15 protein-coding genes are annotated in these 15,566 nt (G+C 66.0%); 4 read left to right on the forward strand and 11 right to left on the reverse strand.

From position 1 onward, the window contains the following. Window positions 1–6: 6 nt before the first annotated feature. Together IGX34_RS07800 and IGX34_RS07805 are read right to left on the reverse strand one after the other, a co-directional pair. A complete protein-coding gene (locus IGX34_RS07800) occupies window positions 7–954 on the reverse strand; it encodes a serine/threonine protein kinase (RefSeq protein WP_192555142.1) in 948 nt (315 codons plus the stop codon). A gap of 15 nt (window positions 955–969) precedes the next feature. Then, window positions 970–1,410 (reverse strand): hotdog fold thioesterase, encoded by a 441-nt coding sequence (locus IGX34_RS07805; protein WP_192555143.1) that lies wholly within the window; start codon window positions 1,408–1,410, stop codon window positions 970–972. Window positions 1,411–1,467: 57 nt separating this feature from the next. On the opposite strand from IGX34_RS07805, the gene IGX34_RS07810 reads away from it, so the two are divergent. Further along, window positions 1,468–2,535, forward strand: coding sequence for a 2Fe-2S iron-sulfur cluster-binding protein (locus IGX34_RS07810; protein ID WP_192555144.1), 1,068 nt, complete (start codon window positions 1,468–1,470; stop codon window positions 2,533–2,535). Between the two features lie 9 nt (window positions 2,536–2,544). On the opposite strand, the gene IGX34_RS07815 is transcribed toward IGX34_RS07810, so the two are convergent. The 3 genes from IGX34_RS07815 to IGX34_RS07825 form a co-directional block, all read right to left on the reverse strand. Then, the gene (locus IGX34_RS07815) at window positions 2,545–2,988 is read right to left on the reverse strand and encodes a rhodanese-like domain-containing protein (RefSeq protein ID WP_192555145.1); all 444 of its coding nucleotides are present in this window, start codon (window positions 2,986–2,988) and stop codon (window positions 2,545–2,547) included. Between the two features lie 76 nt (window positions 2,989–3,064). Then, complete coding sequence (locus IGX34_RS07820) at window positions 3,065–3,487, reverse strand: hypothetical protein (protein ID WP_338015432.1); 423 nt, start codon at window positions 3,485–3,487, stop codon at window positions 3,065–3,067. A gap of 26 nt (window positions 3,488–3,513) precedes the next feature. Continuing rightward, window positions 3,514–3,996, reverse strand: a complete 483-nt coding sequence (locus IGX34_RS07825; protein ID WP_192555146.1) for a YiiD C-terminal domain-containing protein — start codon at window positions 3,994–3,996, stop codon at window positions 3,514–3,516. Between the two features lie 145 nt (window positions 3,997–4,141). Between IGX34_RS07825 and IGX34_RS07830 the strand changes: the two genes are divergently transcribed. The 3 genes from IGX34_RS07830 to IGX34_RS07840 are packed head-to-tail and all read left to right on the forward strand — an operon-like array spanning window position 4,142 to window position 7,272. After that, window positions 4,142–4,897, forward strand: a complete 756-nt coding sequence (locus IGX34_RS07830; RefSeq protein ID WP_338015433.1) for a uroporphyrinogen-III synthase — start codon at window positions 4,142–4,144, stop codon at window positions 4,895–4,897. Window positions 4,898–4,906: 9 nt separating this feature from the next. Then, on the forward strand, window positions 4,907–6,016 hold the full coding sequence (locus IGX34_RS07835; RefSeq protein ID WP_192555148.1) for a uroporphyrinogen-III C-methyltransferase: 1,110 nt from the start codon (window positions 4,907–4,909) through the stop codon (window positions 6,014–6,016). After that, the gene (locus IGX34_RS07840) at window positions 6,013–7,272 is read left to right on the forward strand and encodes a heme biosynthesis protein HemY (protein ID WP_192555149.1); all 1,260 of its coding nucleotides are present in this window, start codon (window positions 6,013–6,015) and stop codon (window positions 7,270–7,272) included. Before IGX34_RS07835 ends, IGX34_RS07840 begins: the two co-directional genes overlap by 4 nt. 338 nt (window positions 7,273–7,610) lie before the next feature. Here IGX34_RS07840 and IGX34_RS07845 read toward each other — a convergent pair whose 3' ends face one another. The 6 genes from IGX34_RS07845 to kdpB form a co-directional block, all read right to left on the reverse strand. Continuing rightward, complete coding sequence (locus tag IGX34_RS07845; RefSeq protein ID WP_192555150.1) at window positions 7,611–8,312, reverse strand: response regulator; 702 nt, start codon at window positions 8,310–8,312, stop codon at window positions 7,611–7,613. Beyond that, window positions 8,309–10,966, reverse strand: coding sequence for a sensor histidine kinase (locus IGX34_RS07850; RefSeq protein ID WP_192555151.1), 2,658 nt, complete (start codon window positions 10,964–10,966; stop codon window positions 8,309–8,311). The genes IGX34_RS07845 and IGX34_RS07850 overlap by 4 nt, the downstream gene beginning before the upstream one ends. A 161-nt stretch (window positions 10,967–11,127) precedes the next feature. Next, window positions 11,128–11,706, reverse strand: coding sequence for a potassium-transporting ATPase subunit KdpC (gene kdpC, locus IGX34_RS07855; protein ID WP_192555152.1), 579 nt, complete (start codon window positions 11,704–11,706; stop codon window positions 11,128–11,130). Between the two features lie 11 nt (window positions 11,707–11,717). Continuing rightward, window positions 11,718–13,193: an outer membrane beta-barrel protein gene (locus IGX34_RS07860; RefSeq protein ID WP_192555153.1), complete on the reverse strand. Its 1,476-nt coding sequence runs from the start codon at window positions 13,191–13,193 to the stop codon at window positions 11,718–11,720. Window positions 13,194–13,258: 65 nt separating this feature from the next. Beyond that, on the reverse strand, window positions 13,259–13,462 hold the full coding sequence (locus tag IGX34_RS07865) for a hypothetical protein (protein WP_192555154.1): 204 nt from the start codon (window positions 13,460–13,462) through the stop codon (window positions 13,259–13,261). Between the two features lie 11 nt (window positions 13,463–13,473). Then, window positions 13,474–15,546, reverse strand: coding sequence for a potassium-transporting ATPase subunit KdpB (kdpB, locus tag IGX34_RS07870; RefSeq protein ID WP_192555155.1), 2,073 nt, complete (start codon window positions 15,544–15,546; stop codon window positions 13,474–13,476). Window positions 15,547–15,566 lie beyond the last annotated feature (20 nt).

Genomic DNA, 15,566 nt, shown 5'->3' on the forward strand with positions numbered 1-15,566 from the left:
GAAAAATTATTCGAGTTCATCGGCCTGCTCATGCAGGTCCGTGATGTGCTGCTCCCACCAGCGCGCCTCGGCAGCGAACGGAAACGCGGCAGGGAAGGCCGGATCATGCCAGCGTGCGGCGATCCAGCCCGCATAATGCACCTGGCGCATGGTGCGCAGGGCCGGAATCAGCGCCAGTTCGGCGTGATCGAAGTCACGCATCGAAGCATAGCCTTCCAGCAAGGCCTCCATCGCCTGTTCGTCGTGCGCCAGCATCCATAGATCCTGTACTGCCGGGCCCATGCGCGCATCGTCGAGATCGACGAAATGCGGACCGGCATCGGTCCACAGCACATTGCCCGGATGGCAATCGCCATGCAGGCGCAAGGTGCGCACCGGGCCGACCGCGTCGAAGCGCGCAGCTACCGCACGATCGACGCGCTGCACCGCCTGGCGATAGCGCTCGCCCAGCGCGGAAGGCAGCAGGCTGGAGGCGAGCACCGCATGCATCGGCTGCGCGATCAGGCTGTCGCGATCGAGCCGCCCACGATGCGCAAACGCGCTGCGCGAACCCACCGCATGCATGCGTGCGATCAAGCGCCCCAGCCATTCCAGCTGATCGGCCGATTCCAGCGACGGCGCGCGTCCGCCATGCCGCGGCGAGAGCGTGTAGCGGTAGCCATCGTGATGCAGCAGAGTGCGGCCGCCGAATACGCACGGCGCCACTACCGGCAATTCCGCCTCGGCCAGTTCCTGTGCGAAGGCATGCTCTTCGAGGATCGCCGCATCGCTCCAGCGCTGCGGCCGATAGAACTTGGCGATCACCGGCGAGGCATCTTCCAGGCCTACCTGCCAGACCCGGTTCTCGTAGCTGTTCAAGCCCAGCAGGCGCCCATCCGGCCACAGGCCGCAGGCGCTCACCGCGTCGAGCACGAGGTCGGGCGTGAGCCGGGCGTAAGGGGTTTCGTCAGACATGCGCGCACTTGCGCATCAACGCGCACCCACCGCGCCGGCCGGCACCACGGCCATGGTCAGGCGTGAAATGCACACCAGCTTGCCGGCCTCGTCTTCGATGCGGATCTCCCACACCTGCGTGGAGCGTCCCAAATGAAACGGACGGGCGGTGCCGACCACGTTGCCGCTGAGCACGCCGCGCATATGGTTGGCATTGATATCCAGGCCCACGGCGCGTTCCTTGTCCGCATCGAGCGTGAGCATGGCGGCAGTGCTGCCGAGGGTTTCGGCCAGCGCCACCGAGGCGCCGCCATGCAGCAGCCCGTAGGGCTGGTGCGTACGGCGATCGACCGGCATGGTGCCCTGCAGCCAGTCGTCGCCGACTGCGCTGATGCGGATGCCCAGGGCCTCCATCAGCGTGTTCTGGCTCCAGCCGTTCAGGCGGGCGAGGTCGGTATCCTGTTTCCAGATGCGCATGCGGTTGATACTCGTGCAGGGAGGCCGCATTGTCCGCCGACCACCCCTGCGGCGACAATGCGCCCCGTGTTTATCGTCACTCTCAAATCTTCCGGCCGCCGCTTCGGCGTGATGCCCGGCGAAACCGTGCTGGAAGCGGCGCAGCGCGCCGGCATCGCGCTGCCGTATTCCTGCCGTGCCGGCGTGTGCGGCAGCTGCAAGGCGCTGCTGCTGGAGGGGCGCTGCGAATATCCGCACAATCCGCCCGCCGCGCTCGATGCGCACGATCGCCTGCAGCATGCGGTGCTGCTGTGCCAGGCGGTGCCGGCGAGCAACCTGGTGCTGCAGGCACGCGAAGTGACCTCGGTGGAAGATATCGCGCGGCGCCGGCTGATCGTGCAGGTGAGCCGCAAATGGCAGCTTGCGCCGGACGTGATCGGCCTGCATCTGCAGCCCGCGCAAGGCGAATTGCGTTTGAACTGGCTGCCGGGCCAGTACCTGGACGTGCTGCTGGACGATGGCCGGCGGCGGCCGTTCTCGATCGCCAACGGGCCGCAGGCCGATGGCGTGATCGAGCTGCATGTGCGGCATGTGCTCGGCGGCGGCTTCACCTCCTGGGTCAGCGATGTGCTGCGCGAGGGCGACACGCTGCCGATCGAAGGCCCGTTGGGCACGTTTGTGCCGCGCGAGGATTCGGAGCGGCCGATGGTGTTCATGGCCGGCGGCACCGGCTTTGCGCCAGTGAAAGCGATCGTCGAGCACTTTCTGGCGCTCGGCACGCGCCGCGCGATCGAGGTGTATTGGGGCGCACGCAACCGGGAAGATCTCTATCTGCAGCCGCTGGCCGAAGGCTGGGCGGCGCAGGCGCATCGGCTGCGCTTTCACGCGGTGCTGTCCGATCCGCAGCAGGCGCAGGCGGCCGGCATACGCGCCGGGCTGGTGCATGAAGCAGTGCTGCATGATCAGCCGGATCTTGCCGGCCACGACGTGTACATGAGCGGGCCGCCGCCGATGATCGATGCCGGCCGCCGGCTGTTTGTCGAAGCCGGACTGCCGGAAGACCGGCTCTATTACGACTCGTTCGACTATGCGCCCGACGTGCTGGCGCAGATCCTGGCCGCGCGTGCCGGACTCAACGTCGGTTGAAGCGGGCGCTCAGTTTTTGCCCTTGGCCACCGGCATCTGCGCCTGCTGCCAGGCCAGCACGCCGCCGCCCAGGGTATAGACGCGGGTAAAGCCGGCCTTGATCAGGCGTTGCGCGGCGCCGTCGCTGTTGCGGCCATCCTTGTCCATCACCACCACCGGCAGCTCGCGCGCCTTGGCCAGATCCTTGTTTTCCGGATCGAACTGGCTCATCGCCACATGTTTGGCGCCGGGCACGTGCATCTTCTCGAAGTCGGCGATGGCGGAAAGGTCGATCAGCAGCGGGGTGTCGCGGTTGATCAGCTGGGTCAGGCCGGCCGGGGTCAGTTCCTTGTACTTGCGCAGCAGCACCATGAGCTGGGTGACGATCAGCGCAATCACCAGCGCGACGAGGGCCAGGACGAGCACGAGGTGGTTGCCCAGGAACTGGGGCAGCTTATGCAGGAAATCGTTCATGGAGGGCCGGACCGGTTGCAGGCAAACGGCAATTATAGGCGAGTTCCCCGGCGCCTGTTCGCACCGGGGCGGCGATTCAATTGGACTGGTTGATGTCCGGGATGCCGCTTTCCAGCCACCAGTGGTTCTTGTCCTGGTCGTAGTGCCAGACCTGGTGGTCGACGATGGTGCGTACCGACTGGGTATGCACATTGGTCAGGCTGATCTGCACTACCTGGCGCACTTCGTTCGGGCCATTGGGCATCGGGCCGTTGCCGTCGTCGTAGTCGCTGACCTGCACCTGCTTGAAGCGGGCGCGGTCCAGGTCGGTGATCGGGTGGGCGTCGCGCACCTTCGGATCGACAAACTGCTCTGCCGCCTCGAAGCCATTCCAGCGGACGGCGTTGGCGTATTCGATCATGGTGTGGGTCAGCGCATCGCTGCGCTTGTCGGTGGCGCAGCCGGCCAGCAGCAACATCGTCGACAGCAGGATCGGACCAGTCATAAGGCGCATGGACATACAGCGAACTCCCCTCCCAGATCGGCTCATTCTGCCGCAGGCGTGCGCCGTTTCGCCACGAACTGTGCCGCAAGCGTGGCAGCCGGCTTGCCGTCCTCGCCCGGCACTTCGGCGGTAATCGCGATGCGGGCCCGGCCACGGGCCGACAAGGTGGCGAAGAACACTTCCCAGCTGGCGTCCTCGGCACGCTGCGCCAGGGACTGGAAATCGCCCCAGACCGGGCTGAGGTAGCGCACAGCGGATTCGCCCACGTAGACGTCGCAGTCTTCGCCGTGCTGGCGCAGGGCCAGCTCCACCACGCCCCAGCCGGTGAGCGTCATCAGGCTGACCAGGCTGCCGCCGAAGGCGCAGCCCTTGTCGTTGACGTTGGGCCCGAGCGGGCAGGCGAGGGTGAGGCGTTCGCCGTCGTAGCTGCCCAGTTCCAGTGCCATGGATTCGGCCAGCGGAATGCCGTCGCGGATAAAGTCCACCAGATTCTGGGCGGCCGCGTGCAGGTCGAGCTTGTCCATCGAAGATCGTATTTGGGGGAGGGAGTCGGCAAGTGTAGAGGCTAGACTCGGGTTCCTGCCTCCCTCGCTGCCGCTGCCGATGCCATCTCGCGTGCGTCCGACCTCGCCATCCTCTGCGCCGGGCCCGCTGGCTGGACGGACGATCGTGATTACGCGCCCTGCCGGCACCGGCAGCAGTCTGGCGCGCAAGGTACGCACGCTGGGTGGCCTGCCGCTGCTGCTGCCGGGCTTGTCGCTGCGTGCCGCGCCCGCTACGGATGCGCTGCGCAGCCAATGGGACGCCGCCCAGCACGACGATGTGCTGATCTTCACCAGCCCCGCCGCGGTGCGTTATGCGCTGCGCTTGGCGCTGTGCCGCACCACGGCCGTTGTCGTTGCCGTGGGACAGGGCACGGCGCGCGCCCTGCAGCGCCATGGCATCGAGGCGCTGTTGCCGGAAGTCCAGCAAAACAGCGAAGGGGTCTTGCAGTTGCCGCTAATGCAAGCACTGCGCGGGCGCAGCGTGGCGCTGATCACCGCGCCTTCCGGGCGCGGCCTGCTGCAAGCGGAAATCGCCACGCGCGGTGCGGCGCTGCGTGAAGTGCATGTCTATGGGCGGGCCGCGCCGCGGCTGAACCGGCGGCATGCCGAGGCGCTGCTGCAACTGCCGGCCGGCGCCTGTGTGCTGCTGTCCAGCGGCGAGGCCATCCAGCATCTGCAGGCCCAGCTGCCGGCGCAGGCATGGCAGCGGCTTTGCAGCGCCTGTGCCGTAGTCAGCAGCGAGCGTATCGGCGAGCAGGCGCGCGCCGCCGGTTTCAAACGACTTCATCAGGCTACATCGGCCACGCAGGCCGATTTGCTGGCCGCAGCCGTGGAGATTTGTTCACAAGTACGCCACGAAGCGGGCGACGCGGGCTGTTAGCATGCGCGCATGAGCCAGGACGATCTCACCCCCGAACGAAACACCGCGCCAGCCGGCGTGCCTGCCACCGCCACCCGCGCCGCGCGGCCGCCGGCCCGCTCCAGCGGCACCCTGGCACTCGCGCTGCTGCTGGCGCTGATTGCGCTGGTCGGCACTGCCTACGTGGCTTGGCGGCAATGGCAGGTGCTGCATCTGGATGCACGCACCTTGCGCGTCACCGCCGGCCTGGAACAGCGGGTCAATACGCTGGAACACAATCTTTCCGGCGCCACCGGCCAGAACAATCTGCTGAGCCAGCGCCTTAACGACGCCGACCAAGTCAACCGTTCGCTGCGCGAAGAGCTGCTGTCGCAAGACCAGCGCGTGCGCGATCTGGAAGAAGCCGTCGGCCGGCTGTCCGAAAAGACCCTGTCCGGCCAGGACGCCATGCGCCTGGACGAAACCGAGGCGCTGCTGCGCATGGGCGCCGAGCGCTACACCCTGTTCCACGATGCGCAAAGTGCGGCGCAGGCTTTTGCGCTGGCCGAACAGACGCTTGCCGGCGTCAACGACAATGCTTTCAACGGCGTGCGGCAGAGCATCGATGCCGAACACGAAGCCCTGCTGAAGAGCCAGCCGGCCGATCGCCAGCAACTGCTGGACAACATGGCGCAGCTGCGCAACGCATTGCCCGAGCTTGCACTCAAGCCGCTGGACCAGCCGGTTACGGGCAACGACAGCGGCGTCTGGGCACGCATTCGCCATGCGCTCTACAGCGTGGTGCAGATCCAGCGCGACAACGGCGCACCGATCGATATCGCCGATGCACGCATTGCACGCGAAATGGTGGCGCTGGACCTGGCGCAAGCGCAGGCTGCGCTGATCGCCTGGGACAACGCCGCCTGCAGTGCTGCGCTCAAACGCGCCGATGCCGGCCTTGCGGCACAGTTCGACCTGCAGTCGCCGCCGGTGCAGCAGGCGCGCGAACAGCTCGCCACGCTGGGCAATCAGCTCAAGCCGGCCATTCCGGTCACCCTCGGCGGTGCCTTGGCCGAGTTGCGCAATCTGCGTGCGGTGCATGCGTTGAAGCCCGCCGCCGAGAGCACGGCGGCGCCGGCACCGGCAGGTAACAAGCCATGAAGGTCTGGCGCTGGATTCTGCTGCTGGTGATCGTGGCGGCGGTGGCCGCCTTCGGCTGGCACTGGATTGCCACCGATCCGGGCTATGTATTGGTGCGTTTTCGCGGCGTCACCGCGCAGACCAGCCTGCTGGCGGCGGTGGTATTGCTGCTGTTGGCCTGGGCATTGCTGGTGGCGCTGTGGCGTTTGCTGCGCTGGCCATTCGGTGCGTTTTCGCGCCGTCATCGCCGTCTGAGCCAGCAACGCCTGGCCGATGGTCTGGTAGCGCTGATGGAAGGACGACATAGCGAGGCGGAACGCGATCTCAGTCGCGCCTCGCGCCTGAATACCTTGCGCGGGCCGGCCTTGCTGGCGGCCGCGGAAGCGTCCTCGCGCCGTGGCGAGCATGCGCGTGCGCTGGAATCGCTGGATGAGGCGGCACAGGTCGCGCCGCGTGCCGCACGTGTGCTGCGTGCGCGCGTGCTGCGTCGCGATGGTCGTCCGGCCGAAGCCCTGACCCTGCTTACGCCCGAGGCGGAAAGCGGCAATCTCAGCCCGGGCGGCTGGCGCGAATATGCGTTGGCGGCATTGGCCAGCGGCGATACGCGCCGCGCGCGCGAAGCGCTGGATCCGCTGCAAAAGAGCGGTGTGCTTGGTACGCGCGCCTACGGCTCGCTGGAAACCCTGACCCTGGTCGCCAGCATCAATGCGGCGACCGATGGCGCGGTGCTCAATACGCTGTGGTCGCAATTGCCGAAGTCGCAGCGCCGCGCGCCGGCCGTGATCGATGCGTATGCGCGCAAGGCCGCCGCGTTCGGGCTGGAATTGCCGGCCATGGACGAAGTGGAATCGGCCTTGCGGCGCGAATGGTCGCCGCAGCTGGTGGAGACCTACGGCAACTTGTCCGGCGGCGATCTCGAAGCACGCCTGCGCCGCGCCGAGGCCTGGCAGGATAGCCATCCGAACGATCCCAGCTTGTTGTTGGCGCTGGGCCGCATGAGCGTGCGCCTGGGGCAGTGGAACAAAGCGCGCCAGCATCTGGAGCGTGCGCTGGCGCTGGTGCCGACGCCCAATGCGTGGGAGGCGCTGGGCGATGCGTATACCGGGCTCGGCGATGCGCAGCTGGCGCAGCGTTGCTATCGCAATGCGATTGCGATGGGGCGTGGGGAAAATCCTGAGCTGTTGCCGGCCAGCAGCATGGTTGGCGGGCGCCTGGATACGCGGCCGATTGCGATTGAAGAACGCGATGAGCATGGGGTGCCGCGGTTGCGTTCGTGATGTTTGGCGGTGAGTTGTGCACCGCGTGCCGTACGCACGGCATGTCGTTAATGCGGACCACTGCCTGCGGCGCTTTCGGCCCCGCACCGCTGCCGAGGGGCCCCGGGAGAACAGCGCGCCATTCTGGCGCGCACTCTTCAATGAAGCTCGCAGACCGGAATACGCGGCAAATGTGCTGCCTTATCGAATCCCGCGCGATCGACCCCCTACCCTGCTCGGCAGGGGAGGGTTGGGGTGGGGTTGCACGCGCTTGCCCCGAAGCACGCTAAATCTCATAAGCCGCGCCGGAATGTGCGACAAAGTCACCTGCAGGCAGGCCTGCATCGCACCAGTCAACCTTACGCGTTCATACCCGGCAAGAAGCGATAACCAACACCCGGCTCGGTCTTCAACCAGCGCGGCGTCGCGGGATCATCGCCAAGTTTCTGCCGTAATTTACCCAGCACAATGCGCAGGTAGTGGGTGTCCTGCACATGCGTGCCGCCCCAGATCTCGCGCAGCAATTGCTGCTGGCTGACCACGCGCCCCGCATGCCGAACCAGCATCGCGAGCACCGCATATTCCTTGCGCGTCAAGGATAGCGGTGCACCATCCAGCGTCACTTCGCGCAAACCAAGGTCGATATGCAGCCGTTTGTCTTCGTAACGCGGCGGTGCTTCGGCGCCTGCCACGCGATTGCGCAGCAGCGCGCGCAGGCGCGCCATCAGTTCCTGGATGCCGAACGGCTTGGTCATGTAGTCGTTGGCGCCGGCATCGAGCGCTTTTACTTTTTCCTGTTCGGTATCGCGTACCGACAACATCAGCACCGGCACCTGCGTCCACTGGCGCAGCTCGGCCAGCACTTCGTGGCCTTCGCGATCGGGCAGGCCGATATCCAGCACCACCACGTCCGGATCGCGCGTGGCGGCCAGCGCCAGGCCGTCTGCTGCATTTGCCGCCAGCAGCACGTCATAGCCTTCGGCGCGCAGGCCGATATCGAGGAATTTGCGGATCTGCGTTTCGTCGTCGATGACCAGCACGCAGGGAATGGCAGCAGTCATGGGGTAGGCGGCGCGGGCAAGGGCAGGCTGATGCGAATGGTGGTGCCAACGCCTTCGCCGGGCAAGGCTTCCACGCTGCCGCCGTGCGCGCCGATCATGCCGCGGCAGATCGCCAGGCCCAGGCCGGTGCCTTGCGGGGCGCGGTCGCCGCGGGCCACGGAATAGAACATGTCGAAGATGCGTGCGCGTTCGTCTTCGGGAATGCCCGGACCGCGGTCGATCACGTCCATGAACAAGCGATCGCCGGCCACGCGCACAATCACCCGTACCGCCTCACCCGGCGGCGAGAAACGCGCCGCGTTTTCCAGGATATTGAACAGCGCCTGCTCGATCAGCGCCGGATGCACGAACAGCAGCACCGTTTCGCTGGGCAGCATGGTATCCACGCGCAGTTCGGGGAACAGCTTGCGCAGGCGGGTGATGGCCGAGGCGACGATTTCCGCTGCATCGGTCCAGTCGCGATTGAGCTTGAGTGTGCCGTGGCCCAGGCGCGTCATGTCCAGCAGATTCTGGATATAGCGATCCAGGCGCTGCCCTTCGCCCAGGATCGCGTCGAGCAGCTCCTGGCGCTCTTGCGCTGGCAGCTGTTGCCAATAGCTGGAGAGCGTGCCGGCTGAGCCGATCATCGAGGCCAGCGGCGAGCGCAAGTCGTGCGACACGGAAGACAGCAGCGCATTGCGCAGGCGCTCGGTTTCACCCTGCACGCGCGCACCTTCCAGCTCGGAAGCCAGCCGCGCGCGTTCCAGCGCCTGGCCGATGTCCTGCACCATGGCCAAGGCCAGGCTGCGCCGTTCGATGTCGGGCGAGTTACCGTTTTCGAAGCGCAGCGCCGCCACGCCGAGATGGCGCTCATCGGTACCCAGCGGCAGCATCCAGCAGCGCGCGCCGTTGAGGGTGTCGGTAAAGCGGCCGGCCGGTTCCGCGTGCTGCTCGCACCACTCCGCGGCGGCCATGTCCTGGGTAGTAAGCGCAAGCGTGCGCGAGCTGTTGGCGGCCACCTGCAGGTGATGCTCTACATCGCGCGAAAGAATCGCCGCTTCGCAGCGCAGGCCATGCGCGAGCGCGGCGGCGCCGACTTCGTGCACGCCATCCGCATCCGGGCTGGTGGCCAGGCGCTGGCCCAGCGTGAGCAGCGCATGCGAATGATCGTGCGCGGCGCGCAGCGATTCCACCTGACTGGCCAGTCGCGTCGCCAGCCGGCTGCAGATCAGCGCCACCAGCAGGAACAGCACCACCGCCAGCACGTCGTCCGAATTGGCGATGGCCAGTGTGTAGCGCGGCGGCGCGAAAAAGAAGTTGTAGCCGATAAAGCACAGGATCGCGGTGTAAACCGCCACCGCCATGCGCGTGCGCACCGCCACGGTCATCACCGCAGTCAGGAAGATCAGCGCGAGGTTGGCCACGGACAGATAGCGGTCCGCAATAAAGGCCAGCCCGATCGCGATGGCGGTGACCACGGTAGCGAAGATGTATTCGTCGCGGCGCCCGCGTGCCGGCATCAGGCGCAGTCGTTTGCGCGCACGCACGCGTTCGGTCGGCGTGGCGATGATGGTGAGTTCGAGATGCGCGCCGCGGCGCAGCAGCTGCTGGGTCAGCGAACGTCCCAGCATGCGGGCCAGCACGCGTTCGCGCGTGCGCCCCAGGATGATCTGGCCCACGCCTTCGCGATCGGCGTGCACCAGCAGCTCATCGGCGATGGCGTGGCCGCGCAGTACGGAGGCATCGCCGCCAAGGCGGCGCGCCAGGCGCATGGCGGTATCCACGCGTTCGCGCCGGGCATGGTCGAGCGTGGCGCCGGTATCGACGAATACCACGCTCCACGGCGCGCCGCGCCGTTCGGCGATGCGGCGTGCAATCCGCACCAGGTATTCGCTTTGCGCATGGCCGTCGATGGCGGCCATCACGCGGCGCCGCACCGGCATGGCGCCGCCGCGCGCGAGCATGTGTTCGCGCAGGTCGCTGTCGACATGGCCGGCGACGGTATCCACCGCCAACTCGCGCAGCGCGCCCAGGTTGGTGGGGGAGAAAAACGCGTCCAGGGCTGCGGCCGCGGTCTCCGGCACATAGACCTTGCCTTGCCGCAGGCGCCCGATCAGTTCGCGTGGCGGCAGGTCGATCAGCACGATGTCGCGCGCGCGATCGAGGAAGGCGTCCGGCACCGTTTCGCGCACGGTAATGCCGGTAATGCGCCGCACCTGGTCATTGAGGCTTTCCAGGTGCTGCACATTGAGCGCGGTATACACCTCGATGCCGGCATCGAGCAGCTCGGCGATATCCTGCCAGCGCCGTTCGTGGCGGCTGCCGGGCACGTTGCGATGGGCCAGTTCGTCGACCAGCAAAATCGCCGGCTTGCGTGCCAGCGCGGCATCGGGGTCGAACTCGGTGAAGTCGCGGCCCTGGTAGGTGAGGGTGCGCCGCGGCAGTACTTCCAGGCCTTCCAGCAAGGCGGCGGTTTCGGCGCGGCCATGCGTTTCCACCAGGCCGATCACCACGTCCACGCCCTGGCGCTTCAGCTCGCGCGCGGCCGACAGCATGGCGTAGGTCTTGCCCACGCCTGGCGCGGCGCCGAGGAAGATTTTCAGGCGGCGGTTGCTGTCTTCCTGCACCACGTCGAGCAGGGCGTTGGCGCGTGCGTCACGGGAGGGGTCGGTCATGCGCGCATCTTAGCTCTTGATATCAGGACGAAGTCGGGGCGGTACCGCAAGGCAGGCTTATACCGGACGTCATTCCCGCGGTAGCGGGAATGACGTCCGGTGTCACGTCGACATGATGCGTTGAAGAGGCGCCGTTCCTGGCCTATGCACAGGGCCGATTTCTACTTCGCCGACAATTGGTCAAGCGCCAGATTCAACTGCAGCACATTCACCCGCGGCTCGCCCAGCAAGCCGAGCTGCCGCCCTTGCGTGTACTGCGCTACCAGTTGCTGCACCTGCTCCACGCCAAGCTTGCGCACTCGCGCCACCCGTGCAATCTGGTACTGCGCCGCCGCCGGGCTGATCTCCGGATCGAGGCCGCTGCCCGAGGCCGTGACCAGGTCCGCCGGTACCGGCGCGTTGTTGCCCGGATCGGCCGTACGCAGCGCATCGATGCGCTGCTTCGCCGCATCGTGCAGCGCCGGATTGGTCGGGCCCTGGTTGGAACCATTGGACGCGGTGCCGTTATACGGTTGCGGCGACGTGGCCGAGGGACGGCCCCAGAAGTACTTCGGATCGTCGAAGCTCTGGCCGATCAGCTCCGAGCCGACCGGCTTGTCGCCGTGCATGATCAGGCTGCCGTTGGCCTGATGCGGAAACAGTACCTGCGCCACCCCGGTGGCGACCAACGGGTAGACCAGGCCGGTGATCACGGTCAGTACCAGCAGCATGGTTACGGCATTGCGAATCAAGCGAGCCATGGCGGCTTACCTCAGTAGTGAATGATGGCGTCGATCAAGGCGACGAACTGGTAGTCGCGATTGCCGCCGTTGTACGCATTGGCGTCGTAGGAGCGCTCGTAGCGGATCTCCGGCTGGATCTCCAGGTCCTGCGTGACGTAGTGCGTGACGCCCAGCGTGTGGCTGCTGTAGCGCGTGGCGTAGCCGGTGCGCTGGCCCTTTTCGTCGTTGTAGAACTCGTTGCGGAACGACAGCATGTTGTTGCTGTCCAGCTCGAAGTTCAGATAGTTCACCACGCCGAATTCACCCGCAGTGCCGGCAAATTCGGACGAGCCGACCACGCCCGGCGTGCCGCCCGGACCATAGCCGGGGATATTGCGCCCGTACATGCGATAGGCCTCGGTGAGCATGTGCACGCGCTTGCTGAATTTGTGGCCCCAGGTGGCCACGTACATCTGCACGTTGTTGTAGTTGTAGTCGGAGTGGTTCCAGTTATTCACGCAGGGGTAGAGCATGTCGTTGTTGTCGGCCGACACCCAGCGCACGCAGGTCTGCAGGGACGGGCGTGCCGAATGATTCCAGGGCGCGGTGTCGTTGCTGGCGTTGATGCCGAGCTGGAAGGTCCACTGCTGGCTCAGCCGGGTGGTGGTGAGAATGCCCGTCTGGGTATACGGATCTTCCGTATAGAGAATCGAGTGGGTCATCAGATAATTCTGCGGCGAGAACTGCGCCTCGATATCCGGCAGCGACAGATAGCGGCCGATGCGCACCACCATGCCCTCGGCCACCCACGGAATGTAGATGTCGCCGTAGAACAGCATCGGGTCGTCGCCGTAGATCTTGCCGTTCTGCGGTTCGCTGGTCGTAGGGTTGTTCAACAATTGATTGCTGAACACGCCTTTGGTGGTGGTGTAGTGATAGTCGTAGCCATACAGATTGGAGATGGCGAAGCCCCAATCGAGGTGATCGGTCTGCACCGTGTCTTCCACGCGCGTGATGGTGGTGACCAGCTGGTCGAATTCCACCCGGTTGGCGCGCGTGTTGTAAGAGAGCGGCGCATTGGTGAAGTTGGACGTGCTCAGGTTGGCCGAAGGCGTGACCCAGCCGAACACCTCGATGCGGTTGCGCTGCATCCACTGGCCGAGACTGGTGCAGCCAAGCGCCTTCTCCAGCGGATAAGTGTTGTCGGTATCCGGCACGCCGATCGGCGTGGCCACGCCGCCGAGCTGCCATTCGGCGCTGGGGAAGGGCGGGGAATCGAGCGGTGCGTCCATCGCGCGGCGTGCCGGCGCGGGTGCGTTCGGATCGGCCGGCTGCGCGTCTTCGCGGTAGGCAGCGGCAAAGCGCGAGAAGAAACCTTTGCTGCAATCGCCGCTTACTGCGGCGACCGGCGATGCCGGCAGGCTGCCGGCGGGCATGCTGCTGACATTGGTCGATTGCGCCAATACCTGCGTCACTGGCGCTGCGGCCAGCAGGATCGACGTGACAAGAGCCTTCTTGGAAACCATACCTTCCTCTCGAACGGGGCGTTACTGGGCGGCATCGCCCAGTAGCGACGCCGATGTCTAGGTGGTCAGATGCCGGCGTAGCCGCCGAGCACGTATTCGTCTTCTGCGGACATCGGTGTGTCCGGCGCCCTGGCGGCGGCTTCCCTTGACTGGCCTCTTACCGGCAGCTCAATCACTACATCGCAATCGGAATCGTTGGAGGAGACGCGTAGTTCCATTTGCGGGTGGTTGGCGTCGGGCAGCGAGACAGACAGTTTCAGGGTTTGCATGGCAACACTCCTCAGGCCAGTCCGAACAGGACCAGCAGCATGTCGATCAATTTGATACCGATGAAGGGGACGACCACGCCGCCCAGGCCGTAGACCAGCAGGTTGCGGCGCAGCAGCGCACCGGCACCGAGCGCGCGGTATTTCACGCCTTTCAGGGCCAGCGGGATAAGAAAGATGATGATGATCGCGTTGAAGATCACCGCCGACAGGATCGCGCTCTGCGGCGTCGCCAGTTTCATCACGTTCAAGGTATTGAGCGCGGGATAGGTGGTGGCGAACGCAGCCGGGATGATGGCGAAATACTTGGCCACGTCGTTGGCGATCGAGAAGGTGGTGAGCGAGCCGCGCGTGATCAGCATCTGCTTGCCGATCTCCACCACTTCGATCAGCTTGGTCGGGTTGGAATCGAGGTCGACCATGTTGCCGGCCTCTTTCGCCGCCTGCGTGCCGGTGTTCATCGCCACCGCCACGTCGGCCTGGGCCAGCGCGGGCGCATCGTTGGTGCCGTCGCCGCACATCGCCACCAGCCGGCTTTCGCTCTGCATGCTGCGGATCAGCTTGAGCTTGGCTTCCGGCGTGGCTTCGGCCAGGAAATCGTCCACGCCTGCTTCGGCAGCAATGGCGGCGGCGGTCAGCGGATTGTCGCCGGTGACCATCACCGTCTTGATGCCCATGCGGCGCAGTTCGGCGAAGCGTTCCTTGATGCCGCCCTTGACGATGTCCTTCAGTTCGATCACACCCAGTGCGCGATCGCCTTCGGTAACGATCAGCGGGGTGGCGCCGCGGCGGGCGATATCTTCGGCCATGCGCTTCACCGCGGGCGGCAGATGGCTGCCCTGGCCGTCGAGATAGCGCTCCACCGCATCGAGCGCACCCTTGCGGATGCGGCGTTCGCCCAGGTCCACGCCACTCATGCGGGTCTGTGCGGTGAACGGCACGAACTCGGCATGCAGAGAGCCCAGCTCGCGTTCGCGCAAGCCGAATTTCTCCTTCGCCAGCACCACCACGCTACGGCCTTCCGGCGTTTCGTCGGCCAGCGAGGCGAGTTGCGCGGTATCGGCCAGCGTGCGCTCCTCAATGCCCGGCGCCGGATGAAACGCGACCGCCTGGCGATTGCCGAGCGTGATCGTGCCGGTCTTGTCGAGCAGCAGCACGTCTACGTCGCCGGCCGCTTCCACGGCGCGGCCCGAGGTGGCAATCACATTGGCGCGGATCATCCGATCCATGCCGGCAATGCCGATCGCCGAGAGCAGCGCGCCGATGGTGGTGGGAATCAGGCACACCAGCAGTGCGATCAGCACGGTCAGGGTGATCGGATTGCCCTTGCCGGCCACCTGCACGCTGTAGATCGAATACGGCAGCAGGGTGGCGCAGGCAAGCAGGAAGATCAGGGTGAACTTGGCCAGCAGGATGGTCAGTGCAATCTCGTTCGGCGTCTTGCGGCGCGCGGCACCCTCCACCATGGCGATCATACGGTCGAGAAAGCTCTCACCCGGATTGCGCGTGATCTGCACCACCAGCCAGTCCGACAGCACGCGAGTACCGCCGGTGACGGCACTGCGGTCGCCGCCGGATTCGCGGATCACCGGCGCGGATTCGCCAGTAATGGCGCTTTCGTCCACGCTGGCGGCGCCGACCACTACTTCACCGTCGCCGGGAATCTGCTCGTTCGCTTCCACCAGCACGTAGTGGCCGGCGCGCAGTTCGCTGGACGGGGTGAACACGATGGCGGCATCGCGCTTGGGTTCGGCCAGCTTCTTGGCGACGACATCCTTGCGCGTGCTGCGCAGGGCCGCGGCCTGGGCCTTGCCGCGGCCTTCGGCCAGCGCTTCGGCGAAGTTGGCGAACAGCAGGGTGAACCACAGCCAGATGCTGACCCAGAAGATGAAGGCGGTGGGTGCTTCGCCGTGGCCGGCCAGTGCCTGGAACCACAACAGCGTGGTCAGCACACTGCACACGAACACCACGAACATCACCGGGTTGCGGAATTGCAGGCGCGGCGACAGCTTGCGGAAGGCGTCGCCGACCGCCTTGAGGATCAGCGTGCGATCGAACGAGCTGACGGTTTGGGTATGCGAAGTCATGTGCTCGAAACTCCGGAATC

The organism is Dyella acidiphila (genome assembly GCF_014863405.1).
In the GTDB taxonomy this organism is placed as follows: domain Bacteria; phylum Pseudomonadota; class Gammaproteobacteria; order Xanthomonadales; family Rhodanobacteraceae; genus Dyella_B; species Dyella_B acidiphila.

Coding starts and splice junctions, on each gene's coding strand:
- IGX34_RS07800 (WP_192555142.1), bottom strand. CDS start 954: ATGTCTGACGAAACCCCTTACGCCCGGCTCACGCCCGACCTCGTGCTC.
- IGX34_RS07805 (WP_192555143.1), bottom strand. CDS start 1,410: ATGCGCATCTGGAAACAGGATACCGACCTCGCCCGCCTGAACGGCTGG.
- IGX34_RS07810 (WP_192555144.1), top strand. CDS start 1,468: ATGCGCCCCGTGTTTATCGTCACTCTCAAATCTTCCGGCCGCCGCTTC.
- IGX34_RS07815 (WP_192555145.1), bottom strand. CDS start 2,988: ATGAACGATTTCCTGCATAAGCTGCCCCAGTTCCTGGGCAACCACCTC.
- IGX34_RS07820 (WP_338015432.1), bottom strand. CDS start 3,487: ATGTCCATGCGCCTTATGACTGGTCCGATCCTGCTGTCGACGATGTTG.
- IGX34_RS07825 (WP_192555146.1), bottom strand. CDS start 3,996: ATGGACAAGCTCGACCTGCACGCGGCCGCCCAGAATCTGGTGGACTTT.
- IGX34_RS07835 (WP_192555148.1), top strand. CDS start 4,907: ATGAGCCAGGACGATCTCACCCCCGAACGAAACACCGCGCCAGCCGGC.
- IGX34_RS07840 (WP_192555149.1), top strand. CDS start 6,013: ATGAAGGTCTGGCGCTGGATTCTGCTGCTGGTGATCGTGGCGGCGGTG.
- IGX34_RS07845 (WP_192555150.1), bottom strand. CDS start 8,312: ATGACTGCTGCCATTCCCTGCGTGCTGGTCATCGACGACGAAACGCAG.
- IGX34_RS07850 (WP_192555151.1), bottom strand. CDS start 10,966: ATGACCGACCCCTCCCGTGACGCACGCGCCAACGCCCTGCTCGACGTG.
- kdpC (WP_192555152.1), bottom strand. CDS start 11,706: ATGGCTCGCTTGATTCGCAATGCCGTAACCATGCTGCTGGTACTGACC.
- IGX34_RS07860 (WP_192555153.1), bottom strand. CDS start 13,193: ATGGTTTCCAAGAAGGCTCTTGTCACGTCGATCCTGCTGGCCGCAGCG.
- IGX34_RS07865 (WP_192555154.1), bottom strand. CDS start 13,462: ATGCAAACCCTGAAACTGTCTGTCTCGCTGCCCGACGCCAACCACCCG.
- kdpB (WP_192555155.1), bottom strand. CDS start 15,546: ATGACTTCGCATACCCAAACCGTCAGCTCGTTCGATCGCACGCTGATC.